The organism is Mesorhizobium sp. LSJC280B00, assembly GCF_000502835.1.
Taxonomy (GTDB): Bacteria; Pseudomonadota; Alphaproteobacteria; order Rhizobiales; family Rhizobiaceae; genus Mesorhizobium.
The window spans coordinates 288,076-300,569 of sequence record NZ_AYVL01000004.1 but is presented as its reverse complement, the minus strand read 5'-3'; the positions used below and the strand labels follow the sequence as shown (position 1 = coordinate 300,569).

The window sequence follows — 12,494 nt, the reverse complement described above, 5'->3', positions numbered from 1 at the left end:
GTAACTGTCGGCAATTCACCGAAGCCGATTGAATCGCGACCGAGAATGCACCTGAAACAGCAAGCCATCATGCTGGCCTCGGCCTTGACCGCGACGTTTGCCGCCGTCGGGCCGGCTGAGGTGCATCCCCACGTCTTCGCCGAAGCCCGCCTCGAAGTGGTCCTCGGCCCGGATCACCAAACCGTGAAGTCATTGCGTCATCTCTGGCGCTTCGACGATTTGTTTTCGAGCACGGTGATGATGGAGTTCGACAAGAATTCCGACCTGAAACTCGATGACAAGGAGTTGAAGGATGTTGCGGACACCGTCCATGCCTCGCTTGCCGAGTTCAACTATTTCCAGCTCGTCACTGTCGACGGCAAGGACGTGGCGATGAACCCACCGCCGCATTTGATGGCCAATTTCGACAATGACCAGCTCATCATCCTGTTCGAATCCGAACCGAAGGTGCCGATCAAGCTCAACGGCAAGATCGATATCGGCGTCTACGACCCGACCTTCTACACCGCGATCGACTTCACCGAGGATGCCAATCTGCAGGTCGATGGCTTGCCCTCGACCTGCACCAGCAAGGTCATCCGCCCAAACCCGGACGAGGCAATCGCCCAGAACCAGAAGACCCTGACCGACGCGTTCTTCAATGATCCGACGGGCACCGACATGAGCAAGATCTTCGCCACCAAGCTCGAACTTACCTGTCAGCCGGAAGGATAGATCCAGTGACGAAACCGTCCCTGCGTTTGGCCATCGGCCTTCTGGCCGCCACCCTGGTGATGACGCACTTCCTCGGCTCCGCCCACGCCCAGAGTTCGCTCGGCATCGGCACCAATGACGGGACGGCCCCAACCACCGGCCCGTTCGCCCACATCCTGATGTGGATCAATCTGCGCCAGCAGGAATTCTATCATGCGCTTGCCGGCGCGATGAAGGCGATGCGCCAGGACGGTAGCAAGTTGTGGCTGCTCATCGGCCTGTCCTTTGCCTATGGCATTTTCCACGCCGCCGGCCCCGGTCACGGCAAGGCGGTGATCTCTTCCTACATGGTGGCCAATGAAGTGGCGCTCCGGCGCGGCATCATGCTGTCCTTCGTCTCGGCCCTGCTGCAGGCGCTGACCGCGATCGTGGTGATGCTGGTCGCCTATTTCTTGCTGCGCGGCACTGCTGTCTCGATGACAGACGCCGCATGGTTCCTCGAAATCATGAGCTATGTCTTCGTCACTCTGTTCGGCGCCTGGCTGCTGTGGCGCAAGACCGGCCCGGCCATCCTTCGCCTGTTCGGCGCAAATCCGGGCTACAGCCTCTCGGCTGCCCATGCCGGCCATTCACATGCCGGCCATTCACATGCCCATGCGGCACATTCCCACGCGCTTGATGCGCATGACCACCACGATCATGCGCATGACCATCACGATCACGGCGCCCACGACCACCACCACGCCCATGCTGCACACGATCACCACAGCCATGCGGCGGGCGAGGTCTGCGACACCTGCGGACACTCGCATGCGCCCGACCCGGCGCTGCTTTCCGGTGATCGCTTCGATTGGCGCACGGCCTGGTCGGCGGTGGCTGCCGTCGGTATCCGCCCCTGTTCAGGCGCGCTGATCGTCCTGAGCTTCGCCTTGCTGAATGGGCTGTGGTTCGGCGGCATCCTTTCGGTGCTGGCCATGGCGCTCGGCACCGCAATCACCGTCTCGGCTCTGGCGACGCTTGCGGTGACCGCGAAGAACTGGGCGGTGTATTTCGCCGGCGATGGCCGCATGGGCAACCGCATCCATTCGATCGTCGAGATCGGCGGCGCCGCCTTCGTCTTCCTGTTCGGCCTGCTGCTGCTCTCGGCCAGCCTGACGACCGGCGGGTGACGTCCAGGCGCGACTCTCCCTTCTCCCCTTGTGGGAGAAGGTGTCGCCGAAGGCGACGGATGAGGGGTGTTCCAGCTTGGCGCCAACAGCGCTCCGTCCAGCACCCCTCAACCGTCTTGGCGCTGCGCGCCAATCCACCTTCTCCAAGGGGAGAAGGAAGACGGCGCCACGTTAAATCCTGCCGCCCAGCTCATCCTCAATATGGGCGCGGATGATCTCATCAAAACTCGTCTCGGCGGCAAAGCCAAGCTCCCTCGAGCGCCGCGCCTCGAAGCGCGTCGGCCAGCCCTTGACGATCGCCCAGATCGTCTCGTCGGGCTCCTCGCGGATCAGTTTCACCGCCTTGGCGCCGGCGACACGTTCCAGCGCTTCGATCTGCTCGCCGACGCTGACGGCGACGCCCGGCATCGTCAGGTTGCGGCGCGGCCCGACGGCGGCGCCGTCGATCTGAGCCGCATGGATCAAAAAATTCACCGCCGAACGCGGGCTGGCGTGTGTGTGGACGACCGAGCGCGGCACCGGCAGGATCGCTTCATGGCCGCTCAGCGGCTCGCGGATGATACCGGAGAAGAACCCTGAGGCCGCCTTGTTCGGCTTTCCCGGCCTGACGCAGATGGTCGGCAGCCTGATGCCGATGCCGTCGAAGAAACCGCGGCGCGTATAGTCGGCAAGCAGCGCCTCGCCGATCAGCTTCTGCGTGCCGTAGGAGGTCAGCGGCGTCGGGTGGAACTCGTCCGGAATGATGTCGGGAAACGGTGCGCCGAACACGGCGATCGACGAGGTGAACACGACGCGCGGCGCAAATGCGGCCAGCCGAACGGCATCGAACAGCGCCCTGGTGCCGTCGAGATTGACGCGGTAGCCGAGATCGAAATTGGCCTCCGCCTCGCCCGACACCACGCCGGCGAGATGAAAGATCACGTCGGGGCGCGGCGCGACCAGATTTGCGGTCGCTCCCGGTGCGGCAAGGTCGCCGGTGTGGAGGGTAATGCTGACACCTTCGAGCACCGGCGCCTGCGGCGGCACGATATCGTGAAGATCGAGCGCGGCGATCTTGCGGCCGCCGAGCGTCCCGTCCTTGGCCAGCCTGGCGATGAGTTTGCGGCCGACCATGCCTGCCGCGCCGGTAATCAGAATGCGCATGTCACTTTCCTTTTTTGCGCTGGCTGCGGCTACGCAGCCAGAACACGACGAAGATTGCCACCATAAAGATCGCCGCGACGACGCCGGCAAGAACCGTCGAGACCTTGCCGACCGCCAGCATCACCGTTGGAAGATAATAGGCTGCGATGCCGAACAGCAGCAAAATCCAGGCGGCGCCGATCGCCGCATTGCGGGTGTCGCGGTCCATCACGCGGCGCCAGGGTGGCGAGAGTTCATGTCGATCGTTGCCAATGCCAGGAACTCCCGAAGTCAGTGATAATGGCCGCGGTGCGGTGCCGCATCATGCGCGTGATCGTGCTCGCCATCATGCTCATGGCTGTCGGCACATCGGCCGAATTCCGGTTCGACGGTGGCATGGGCTATGCCGTGCTCCTGCGCAAGCCGCTTCTTGATCGCGCTTACCGCCATATGCGCGTCGACGCCGTCATTGAGGCAGGCATGCAACGTCACCATGTTGCTGGAGCCGTCGAGCGACCAGACATGCATGTGATGCACCTCGCGCACGCCTTTGATCGAGCCTTCGATGTCCCTCGCGATCAGGTCGCGGTCGAGGCTTGCCGGCACGCCCTCGAGCAGGACGTGAGCTGCCTCGCGCATCAGCGACCAGGCCGTGGACAGGATCAGCAGCGCGACAAGCACCGACAGGATCGGATCGATGGGCGTCCAGCCCGTCGCCAGGATCACCAGCGCCGCGACGATCGCCGCTGCCGAGCCGAGCAGGTCGCCGAGCACATGCAGGATGGCGCCGCGCATGTTCAGGCTGCCGCGGTCGCCGCCATGCAGCACGTAGAACGAGCCGAGATTGACCAGCAGGCCGGCGATCGCGACGACCAGCATCGGCCCGCCGAGCACCGGAGCCGGCGCTTGCAAGCGGCCCCAAGCCTCGTGGACGATCCACAGCGCGATGGCGAAGATGGCGATGCCGTTGGTGTAGGCGACCAGCGTCTTGACCCGGCCGAAGCCGTAGGTGAGGCGCACGGTCGCCGGCCGGCTCGCAAGGTGAAAGGCATACCAGGCAAGGCCGAGCGCGACGCAATCGGCAAGCATATGGCCGGCATCCGCCAGCAGCGCCAGTGAACCGGTGAAGATGGCGCCCAGCGTCTCCGCGACCATGAAGCCGGCGGTCAGGCAGGCAGCGATCAGCACGCGCTTCTTGTCGGTCGAGCCGTGCACATGACCTGCGCCATGGCTGTGGTCGTGGCCCTGCGAAGCGTGGTCGTGGGTATGCGCCATCTATAGCCCCTGCTAGAGCCTGATCCATCCCGGCAGATTCGGGATGGAGGCTTTGTCTTCTTGTTTGACCATGATCTTATCCGAAAACCGGATTCCACTTTTCGGGATCATGGTCAGGCACCGAACTCGGCGCGAAAATCCTCGAGCCGCCGCCTCTGCTGGCCCTCGCTGTCGAAATTGGCCGGATCGAGCCACGCCTCATAGGCTCTGCGCAGATCAGGCCATTCCCTGTCGATGATCGAATACCACGCGGTATCGCGGTTTTCGCCCTTGACCACAAGATGCTGACGGAAAATGCCTTCGAACTTGAAGCCGAAACGTTCCGCCGCGCGCTTCGACGGCTCGTTGCGGTTGTTGCATTTCCATTCGTAGCGGCGGTAGCCAAGCTCGTCGAAGACATACTTCATGAACAGGAACTGCGCTTCCGTCGCCGCCGGCTTACGCGAGATCAGCGGGCCCCAATAGATGTTGCCGATCTCAATGACGCCGTAGGCGGCGTCGATGCGCATCAGCGTCTGGCGCCCGGCGACCTTGCCGCTGGCCTTGTCGATGACCGTGAAGAACAGCGGGTCTTCGCTGGCTTCCGCCTTGTCCAGCCATGGCTGGAAGGCGGCGCGGCTCTCCGGCGGGTAGTCTGGCAGCCAGGCAAAGCGGCCGTCGACATCGGCCACCGACGAGGCCTCAAACAGGCCGTCGCCGTGCTTTTCGGCGTTGAGCGGCTCCAGCCTGACAGTTCGCCCCTCCAGCACCTTGCGTTCGGGCCGCGGGCGCGGTTGCCAATTCTTGAGATTTTCCGACACCGAAAACTCCAATCCGTTTGACTTTTGCGGGCGGACGCTCACAAAAACGCACGCTCGCTGAAAGAACCACACGGACAGGAAAAATGCTCCACACGATTTCGGCCTTCGACCGCCTCGGCGAGGAAAATGCGTTCGCAGTGCTGGCGCGTGCCACGGCACTTGCCCATCAGGGCCGCGACATTGTCAATCTCGGCATCGGCCAGCCCGACTTCAAGACGCCGCAGCACATCGTCGAGGCCGCGATCAAGGCGCTGCGCGACGGCCATCACGGCTATACGCCGGCCAACGGCCTGCTGGCGACGCGCGAAGCGGTGGTCCGCCGCACGCTGGCCACTACCGGCGTCGAAGTCTCGCCCGAAGCGGTGATGATCCTGCCCGGCGGCAAGCCGACCATGTTCGCGGCCATCCTGATGTTCGGCGAGCCGGGCGCCGAAATTCTCTATCCCGATCCCGGCTTTCCGATCTACCGCTCGATGATCGAGTTCACCGGTGCTGCCCCCATCCCGGTGCCGATGCGCGAGGAGAACGGCTTTGCCTTTTCGGCTGCGGAGACGCTGGCGCTGATCACGCCGAAGACTAGGCTGCTGATTCTCAACTCGCCGGCCAATCCGACCGGCGGCGTCACGCCGCGCGCCGAGATTGAAAAGCTGGTCAGGGGGCTGCAAGCGCACCCGGACGTCGCCATCCTCTCCGACGAGATCTACGACGTGATGACCTATGACGGCGAGACGCACTGCTCGCTGCTCGCCTTCCCCGAAATCCGCGACCGGCTGATCGTGCTCAACGGCTGGTCGAAGACCTGGGCGATGACCGGTTGGCGCATGGGCTGGTCGATCTGGCCGAATGGCGACAAGGGCGCGCATCTCTACGACAAGGTGCGCAAGCTGGCGGTCAATTGCTGGTCCTGCGTCAACGCACCGAGCCAGTATGCCGGCATAGCCGCCATCGACGGCCCGCAGGACGATGTCGACAAGATGATGCGCGCCTTCGACCGCCGCAGGAAAGTCGTGGTCGAAGGCTTGAATGCCTTGCCCGGCGTTTACTGCATTACGCCGAAAGGCGCCTTCTATGCCTTCCCCAATGTTTCCAAGACCGGCTGGAAGGCCAAGAAGCTCGCCTCGGCGCTGCTCGAGGATGCCGGCGTGGCGCTGATCGGCGGCCCCGATTTCGGCATTCTCGGCGAAGGCTATGTCAGGCTGTCCTACGCCAATTCCGAGGAGAACATCCTGCGCGCGCTGGAGCGGATCGAGGCGTTCCTGGCGAAGTGAGGACGACGAAAGGAGAAGCCAGATGTTCTATGCCATTCTTGCCTATCACGAGGAAGAAGCGATTACGGCACTGACGCCTGAGCAGGATGCGGCGCTGATGACCGATCTTCTCCAGATCAACGATCGGCTCTACCGGCAAGGCACCCTTGGGCCGGCGGCCCGGCTCGGCGCGACACAAGACGCCTGCACCTTGCGCGGGCCAGGCACCGGAATGGTTATCGACGGCCCCTTCGCCGAGACCAAGGAACAATTGCTGGGGCTCTATGTCGTCGACTGCGCCAGCCGTGACGCCGCCATCGACATTGCGCGCGACCTTCGCCACGTCAATCCGACCGCCGTCTACGAAATCCGCCCGATTTCGCTGTTCCTTCCCGGCGTGCCGCTCCCGGTCACGCGGCCCTAGCTAGCACTACTTTGGCAGATTTTTAGCTCCGGGAGCGTTTCGAGGATTCCCAAGAGCGGTTTTGCGTGATTCATGAGAGGTCGGCTGTTGGAGGGGCCGGCCATGAACAGGGATTGGCAACTCGATCTGGAGCGGTGGCTTGAGCCGTTCGTCTCGGCGTTGAGGCACAAGACGCGTGCGCGGATGTGTCCGGCCTATATTGCTGGGCTGATTGGCCTTGGGGATCGCAAGAGCGTCCAACCGATGGCGGCGCGCGACGCAGGCGTCAACTATGACCAGTTGCACCACTTCATCGCGAGCGGCGTGTGGGATGCTGCGCCGCTGGAGAAGGTGCTGCTCGCGGAGGCCGACCGACAAGTTGGCGGGAACGATGCGTGGCTGATCGTGGACGACACCGCGCTCCCCAAGAAGGGGCGCCACTCGGTCGGCGTCGCGCCGCAATATGCCTCGGCGCTTGGCAAGAACGCCAACTGCCAGACGCTGGTGTCGCTGACGCTGGCCTCTGGCGAAGTGCCGGTCATGGTGGGGCTGCGACTGTTTCTGCCCGAGAGCTGGACTTCCGATCCCGCCCGGCTCGACCGTGCCGGTGTGCCCGAGGGCCATCGTGCCTACAGGACCAAGCCCGAAATCGCGCTGGCCGAGATCGACCGGGCTCGCGCAGCCGGCTTACGCTTTGGCTGCGTGCTCGCCGATGCCGGATATGGCTTGAGCGCCCCCTTCCGGCAGGCGCTCACCGAGCGCGGCCTTACCTGGGCCGTCGGTATCCCGTTCAAGCAGAAGGTCTATGCCGCCGACGTAGCGATGATCTTCCCCGTTGCCGGACACGGCCGCCCGCGCCGCCGGCATATCCCCGATGTGAAGTCGATGACCGCGCAGGCGATGCTGGAAAAAGCCCAATGGCGGACGGTCAGTTGGCGGCGTGGCACCAAAGGCCGCCTCTCGGCCCGCTTCGCCGCTGTCCGTGTCCGGGTTGCAGATGGCCCACCCCAGCGCATCCGCGACATGGGCGCTCAGCATCTGCCTGGCGAGGAGGTCTGGGTGATCGGCGAGCACCGCTCGACCGGCGAGCGCAAATACTACCTCTCCAACTTGCCCGCCGACACCTCGCTCAAGCAGATCGCAGGCGCCATCAAGGCGCGCTGGGTCTGCGAACAGGCGCATCAGCAGCTCAAGGAGGAACTTGGCCTCGACCACTTCGAGGGGCGCTCATGGACGGGCCTGCACCGGCACGCGCTGATGACGATGATCGCCTACGCCTTCCTGCAATCTCGCCGCCTCAAACAAGCGGGAGGGGGAAAAAAGAATCCTCGGCCCGCCGCCCCAACCGAGCCTACCCGCCGTCAGGCAAGCCATCCTCACCGCGCTCGCGCAGCCGCCCCCAATCCGTTGTCCCCACTGCCGCGGAACCCTCTCCGCTAAAAATCTGCCAAAGTAGTGCTAGGACGTAGACTCATTNGCAGCCGCCCCCAATCCGTTGTCCCCACTGCCGCGGAACCCTCTCCGCTAAAAATCTGCCAAAGTAGTGCTAGTCTAGTGCATGTCGCCCAAAAGTGCGCAGCGGTTTGGGACAACGACATGTACCTGGACCGGTTGCCTACCCTCGCCCGACAAACGGCATCTTGGTTGCCATCACGGTCATGAACAGCACGTTGGCGTCGAGCGGCAGGCTGGCCATATGGAGGACGGCATCGGCGACGCGCTCGACATCCATCACCGCTTCGGCGGCAATGGTGCCGTTGGCTTGCGGCACGCCGACCGTCATCGCCTGCGCCATGTCGGTCAGCGCGTTGCCGATGTCGATCTGGCCGCAAGCAATGTCGAAGGGCCTGCCGTCCAGCGCCAGCGTCTTGGTCAGCCCGGTGATGGCGTGCTTGGTCGCCGTATAGGGCACCGAGCCCGGCCGCGGCGCATAGGCCGATACCGAGCCGTTGTTGATGATGCGGCCGCCCATCGGCTGCTGCCTGCGCATGGCGCCGAACGCGGCGCGAGCACACAGGAACGAGCCGGTGAGATTGACCCCGACGATGTCGTTCCACACGTCGACCGGGATGTCGTCGATCAACGTCGATTTGTAGCTCGTGCCGGCATTGTTGAAGAGCAGGTCGACGCGCCCGAAAGCCGCAGCCACCGTCTCGAACAGATCGTCGACCTGATCGGCCTTGCTGATGTCGCAGGCGAAGGCCAATGCCTTGGCCTGCGTCGGCCCGGCCGCGGCGATCGCATCCTCCAGCACCGGCTTGCGGCGACCGCAGAAGACCGTGTTCCAGCCGGCCTTGAGCAGCGCCGTGGCGACGCTTTTGCCGATGCCCGTGCCGGCGCCGGTTACGATGGCGGTTTTAGAGTCGGTCATGGCTGTACTCCCTGAAAGGGACGAGGCATCGCAAATGACGGGAACCATGGCAAGCCGGCGCAAAGGCTGTGCTCACAAAAAGGGCGGCCATTAGCGACCGCCCCTGATCCGAACCGGGCTTGGGAGGAGGAAAGCCGATCCGACTGCCTGAATCATGCGCCCACCGAATTAACGAGAAGCTAACGCCAGCGGCGCACCGGGTTTCCGCCGCCCTACTTTCAAGCTACCAGCGCGAACCGCTCACCGGCTTGGCCGTGCTGCCCGCTGCCGGCACCTTCGCCGCCGTCACCGTCGCCTCGACATGATCGACCAGCGCGTCCGGCAAGCCGAGACGGCCGGCAAGCAGGTCGAGATAGCCGCGTTCGGCCCGCGTGTCCGGATCGATGGCAAGACGCGAGGCGGTGTAGAGTTCCAGCTTTTGCGCATCGGTCTTGGCCCCTGCGATCAGCACATCCAGATCGAGCGGCGCCTCCAGTTCCGACATCAGGAATTTCTCCGCTTCGGCGCCGACGCCGGCGAGGCTGAGCTTGCCGGCGATCTTCTGCCGCTCTTCGTCATCGACGTGGCCGTCGGCCTTCGCCGCCGAGATCATCGCCCTGACCAGCGTCAGCGTGAATTCGTCTTCGCCCTGCGGCGCTTGCGACGGATGGAAGGCGGTATCGGCCGGCGGCGGCAGCAATTCCGGTTCGCCTGCAGCTTGCGTCTCGGCCGGCGCGTTGCCGTTCTTGTAGTTCTGGTAGGCCTTGTAGGCGAGGCCACCGATCGCAGCCAACCCACCAAGCTTCACCGCCGCGCCGGTGACCTGGCGGCCTGGGCCGGTTCCGAGCAGCACCGCGGCCAGCGCACCAGCGGCAAGCGGATTGTCCTTGGCCATCTGCACCGCCTTCCCGGCCTTGTCGCGGACGGTCGATCCGGTGCCGGGAATTTGCGAGCCGAGCAGATCGTCGAGGAGCTTCTTGGGATCGAACATCTATGCCTCCAGAATTGGCCCGGCCGAAGGTGCGCGGGCAGGTTTGCACGTCGAAGACCTAGGTCCCGCAGTTTGACATTACAATGACGCGGCGCATCCTTTTGCCCGCTGCCACGCATGACCTCGCACCGACATCTGCTGGGATTTCACGCGGAAATCACAGTGCTGCAGCCTCCTTCCGCGCCCAAAAAACACGCGACGCTCTGGACATTGGACGTGTCGAAACCGCCCCCGACTTCGACTAATGTCGCGGCATGTCGCTTGAGAGGAGCCTGGCATGACCGATGAGACAGACCGCCAGCCGGCACGCGATCCCCAGGAACTGGAGCGCCTGCTGATTTCACGGCAATGGGTCGGAGACATTGACGGCATGGCCGCGCTTTTCGAGCAGCATGCCGTCATCGACAGCGGTGGCGGACAGCTGACGTTCGGCCGCGAAGCCATCCGGGGGCTGTTCGCGGAGATCACCGCAACCGGCCGAAAATTTCAGTCCGGAGATCAGCGTCCGGCTGTCGTCAATGGCGACCTGGCGCTGACCTCGACCCGGCTTCCCGACGGCACCATCACCACCGAGGTCGCGCGCCGGCAGAGCGACGGGACATGGCTGTGGGTCATCGATCGCTTCGCTGTTGCTTGACGTAAAGTTGCTTAACGTGAAGCTAACTTCCGATGTGGCGGTCGCCGCGTGCTTGCGCCAGCTCGACCTGGTGCTGGCGCTCGGCGTAGCGGGCGCGATCTTCGTCCGAGCGGGCATCGAAGCAATGCGGGCATGAAACGCCGGTAGCATATCTCGGCGACAGCCGGTCTTCGGCGGCTAGCGGATGCCGACAGGCGCGGCAGAGTTCGGCCTCGCCTTCGACCAGCCCGTGCGATACCGAAACGCGCTCGTCGAAGACGAAGCATTCGCCTTGCCAGAGGCTCTGTTCGGCGGGCACGTCCTCGAGATATTTCAGAATGCCGCCCTTGAGGTGGAACACATCCTCCAAACCGAGCGACTTCACATAGGCCGTCGCCTTCTCGCAGCGTATGCCGCCGGTGCAGAACATGGCGACCTTGCGCCCGTCTAGCTCGTGCCGATGCTGCTCGACCCAGGCCGGGAATTCGCGGAAGCTGCTGGTGGCGGGATCGACAGCGCCCTTAAAGGTGCCGAGCGATACCTCGTAGGCGTTGCGCGTGTCGATGACGATGGTACCCGTATCCGAGATCAGTGCATTCCAGTCGGCCGGCGTGACATAGGTGCCTGCACCTGCCGCCGGATCGATATTGTCCACGCCCATGGTGACGATCTCGCGCTTCAACCGCACCTTCATGCGGTGGAACGGCATCGTTGCGGCGTTGCTGTATTTGATCTCGAGACCGGCGAGACCGTCGATGGATTCGAGATGATCGATGAGCGCCGCGATTGCCGTTTCACTGCCGGCGACCGTGCCGTTGATGCCCTCACGCGCCAACAGCAGCGTGCCTTTGATGCCGCGTACGCAGCAGAAGGCGGCAAGCGGCGCGCGCAGCGCCTCGAAGGTGTCGAGCCGAGCGAAGCGGTAAAGCGCGGCAACACGGAAGGCTTGGCTGGACAGTGTCATCTCCAAGCCACTAAACGCTCACGACAGCCGGATCAAGGCAGAGCCGAGAGCGGTCCACTCGCGACGGGTTTCGAACACCACGCGTGACATCGCGACACGCCGCGTTTCGTGGACAGAAAAACCGCCTTCTGCTAACCGGTCGACTTGATCAACAGAGGAGAGACGACGAATGCCCAGCACGACCGAAAAGCTCCTGTCGCTCCTCAACGGCCAGCCGGTCATACCGGTGCTGAAGATCGCCAATCCCGCCGACGCGGTGCCGCTGGCCCGGGCGCTGGCCCGCGGCGGCCTGNCCGCGGCGGCCTGCCGGCGATCGAGATCACGCTGCGCACCGCCGACGCGCTGGAGGCGATCCGCCGGGTGGCAGGCGAGGTCGAAGACGCCGTCGTCGGCGCCGGCACCATCCTGGACGCCCGCCAGTTCGGCGAGGCGGCGGCCGCCGGTTCGAAATTCATCGTCAGCCCCGGCATCACCCGCGAGCTTCTCGCGGCAGCCAAGGACAGCGACGTGCCGTTGCTGCCCGGCGCCATCACGCCTGGAGAGGTCATGGCCGCGCGCGAAGCCGGCCTGCGCTTTCTGAAATTCTTCCCGGCCGAACAATCGGGCGGCATTGCCTCGCTCAAGGCTTTCGCCTCGCCGCTTGCCGACGTGAAATTCTGCCCGACCGGCGGTATCACCGGCAAGAACGCCGCCGACTACCTCAGCCTGCCCAACGTCATCTGCGTCGGCGGTTCCTGGGTGGCGCCGGACGATCTGGTGAAGGCCGGCAAATGGGACGAGATCGAAGCCTTGGCGCGCGCGGCAAGCAAGCTCGGGCGCTAGACTAGCATCTTCTGCATCAAAAGCCGCCGCCGATCTGGTTCG

Annotated in this window: 14 protein-coding genes and 1 pseudogene; 7 read left to right on the top strand and 8 right to left on the bottom strand. The window is 64.2% G+C overall.

The features are described 5' to 3' along the window. Nucleotides 1-45 precede the first annotated feature (45 nt). Nucleotides 46-714, top strand: a complete 669-nt coding sequence (locus tag X773_RS47700) for a DUF1007 family protein (protein ID WP_023675421.1) — start codon at nucleotides 46-48, stop codon at nucleotides 712-714. Continuing rightward, complete coding sequence (locus X773_RS47695; protein ID WP_023675420.1) at nucleotides 711-1,862, top strand: nickel/cobalt transporter; 1,152 nt, start codon at nucleotides 711-713, stop codon at nucleotides 1,860-1,862. The genes X773_RS47700 and X773_RS47695 overlap by 4 nt, the downstream gene beginning before the upstream one ends. A gap of 171 nt (nucleotides 1,863-2,033) precedes the next feature. Here X773_RS47695 and denD read toward each other — a convergent pair whose 3' ends face one another. From denD to X773_RS47675, 4 genes are all read right to left on the bottom strand, one after another. Further along, the gene (gene denD / locus X773_RS47690; protein WP_023675419.1) at nucleotides 2,034-3,005 is read right to left on the bottom strand and encodes a D-erythronate dehydrogenase; all 972 of its coding nucleotides are present in this window, start codon (nucleotides 3,003-3,005) and stop codon (nucleotides 2,034-2,036) included. Between the two features lies 1 nt (nucleotide 3,006). Further along, nucleotides 3,007-3,213 carry a hypothetical protein gene (locus X773_RS47685; RefSeq protein WP_031211377.1) on the bottom strand — a complete coding sequence of 69 codons (207 nt, stop codon included), beginning with the start codon at nucleotides 3,211-3,213 and terminating at the stop codon, nucleotides 3,007-3,009. 62 nt (nucleotides 3,214-3,275) lie between these two features. Further along, entirely contained in the window at nucleotides 3,276-4,259 is a 984-nt protein-coding gene (locus tag X773_RS47680; RefSeq protein WP_023675417.1) for a cation diffusion facilitator family transporter, read from the bottom strand. Between the two features lie 113 nt (nucleotides 4,260-4,372). Continuing rightward, entirely contained in the window at nucleotides 4,373-5,059 is a 687-nt protein-coding gene (locus tag X773_RS47675; protein ID WP_023675415.1) for a GNAT family protein, read from the bottom strand. An 83-nt stretch (nucleotides 5,060-5,142) separates the two neighbouring features. Here X773_RS47675 and X773_RS47670 point away from each other — a divergent pair, with 83 nt between their 5' ends. The 3 genes from X773_RS47670 to X773_RS47660 all read left to right on the top strand — a co-directional run bounded on the left by X773_RS47670 (nucleotide 5,143) and on the right by X773_RS47660 (nucleotide 8,149). After that, nucleotides 5,143-6,327, top strand: coding sequence for a pyridoxal phosphate-dependent aminotransferase (locus X773_RS47670; protein WP_023675414.1), 1,185 nt, complete (start codon nucleotides 5,143-5,145; stop codon nucleotides 6,325-6,327). A 22-nt stretch (nucleotides 6,328-6,349) separates the two neighbouring features. Further along, a complete protein-coding gene (locus X773_RS47665; protein WP_023675413.1) occupies nucleotides 6,350-6,730 on the top strand; it encodes a YciI family protein in 381 nt (126 codons plus the stop codon). A gap of 102 nt (nucleotides 6,731-6,832) precedes the next feature. Beyond that, entirely contained in the window at nucleotides 6,833-8,149 is a 1,317-nt protein-coding gene (locus tag X773_RS47660; RefSeq protein ID WP_023675412.1) for an IS701 family transposase, read from the top strand. 175 nt (nucleotides 8,150-8,324) lie between these two features. Here X773_RS47660 and X773_RS47655 read toward each other — a convergent pair whose 3' ends face one another. Both X773_RS47655 and X773_RS47650 read right to left on the bottom strand, forming a co-directional pair. After that, a complete protein-coding gene (locus X773_RS47655; protein WP_023675411.1) occupies nucleotides 8,325-9,080 on the bottom strand; it encodes an SDR family oxidoreductase in 756 nt (251 codons plus the stop codon). Nucleotides 9,081-9,303: 223 nt separating this feature from the next. Then, on the bottom strand, nucleotides 9,304-10,050 hold the full coding sequence (locus tag X773_RS47650; protein WP_023675410.1) for a tellurite resistance TerB family protein: 747 nt from the start codon (nucleotides 10,048-10,050) through the stop codon (nucleotides 9,304-9,306). Nucleotides 10,051-10,327: 277 nt separating this feature from the next. On the opposite strand from X773_RS47650, the gene X773_RS47645 reads away from it, so the two are divergent. After that, the gene (locus tag X773_RS47645; protein ID WP_023675409.1) at nucleotides 10,328-10,687 is read left to right on the top strand and encodes a ketosteroid isomerase; all 360 of its coding nucleotides are present in this window, start codon (nucleotides 10,328-10,330) and stop codon (nucleotides 10,685-10,687) included. A gap of 22 nt (nucleotides 10,688-10,709) precedes the next feature. Here the strand turns inward: X773_RS47645 and X773_RS47640 are convergent, their stop codons facing one another. Beyond that, nucleotides 10,710-11,630 carry a rhodanese-related sulfurtransferase gene (locus tag X773_RS47640; RefSeq protein WP_023675408.1) on the bottom strand — a complete coding sequence of 307 codons (921 nt, stop codon included), beginning with the start codon at nucleotides 11,628-11,630 and terminating at the stop codon, nucleotides 10,710-10,712. An 18-nt stretch (nucleotides 11,631-11,648) separates the two neighbouring features. After that, entirely contained in the window at nucleotides 11,649-11,873 is a 225-nt protein-coding gene (locus tag X773_RS77265; RefSeq protein WP_198023542.1) for a hypothetical protein, read from the bottom strand. On the opposite strand from X773_RS77265, the pseudogene X773_RS47635 reads away from it, so the two are divergent. Next, nucleotides 11,800-12,452: pseudogene (locus X773_RS47635) on the top strand (2-dehydro-3-deoxy-phosphogluconate aldolase). The gene X773_RS77265 and the pseudogene X773_RS47635 sit on opposite strands and share 74 nt — an antisense overlap. Nucleotides 12,453-12,494 lie beyond the last annotated feature (42 nt).

Coding starts and splice junctions, on each gene's coding strand:
- X773_RS47700 (WP_023675421.1), top strand. CDS start 46: ATGCACCTGAAACAGCAAGCCATCATGCTGGCCTCGGCCTTGACCGCG.
- denD (WP_023675419.1), bottom strand. CDS start 3,005: ATGCGCATTCTGATTACCGGCGCGGCAGGCATGGTCGGCCGCAAACTC.
- X773_RS47685 (WP_031211377.1), bottom strand. CDS start 3,213: ATGGACCGCGACACCCGCAATGCGGCGATCGGCGCCGCCTGGATTTTG.
- X773_RS47680 (WP_023675417.1), bottom strand. CDS start 4,259: ATGGCGCATACCCACGACCACGCTTCGCAGGGCCACGACCACAGCCAT.
- X773_RS47670 (WP_023675414.1), top strand. CDS start 5,143: ATGCTCCACACGATTTCGGCCTTCGACCGCCTCGGCGAGGAAAATGCG.
- X773_RS47665 (WP_023675413.1), top strand. CDS start 6,350: ATGTTCTATGCCATTCTTGCCTATCACGAGGAAGAAGCGATTACGGCA.
- X773_RS47660 (WP_023675412.1), top strand. CDS start 6,833: ATGAACAGGGATTGGCAACTCGATCTGGAGCGGTGGCTTGAGCCGTTC.
- X773_RS47655 (WP_023675411.1), bottom strand. CDS start 9,080: ATGACCGACTCTAAAACCGCCATCGTAACCGGCGCCGGCACGGGCATC.
- X773_RS47650 (WP_023675410.1), bottom strand. CDS start 10,050: ATGTTCGATCCCAAGAAGCTCCTCGACGATCTGCTCGGCTCGCAAATT.
- X773_RS47645 (WP_023675409.1), top strand. CDS start 10,328: ATGACCGATGAGACAGACCGCCAGCCGGCACGCGATCCCCAGGAACTG.
- X773_RS47640 (WP_023675408.1), bottom strand. CDS start 11,630: ATGACACTGTCCAGCCAAGCCTTCCGTGTTGCCGCGCTTTACCGCTTC.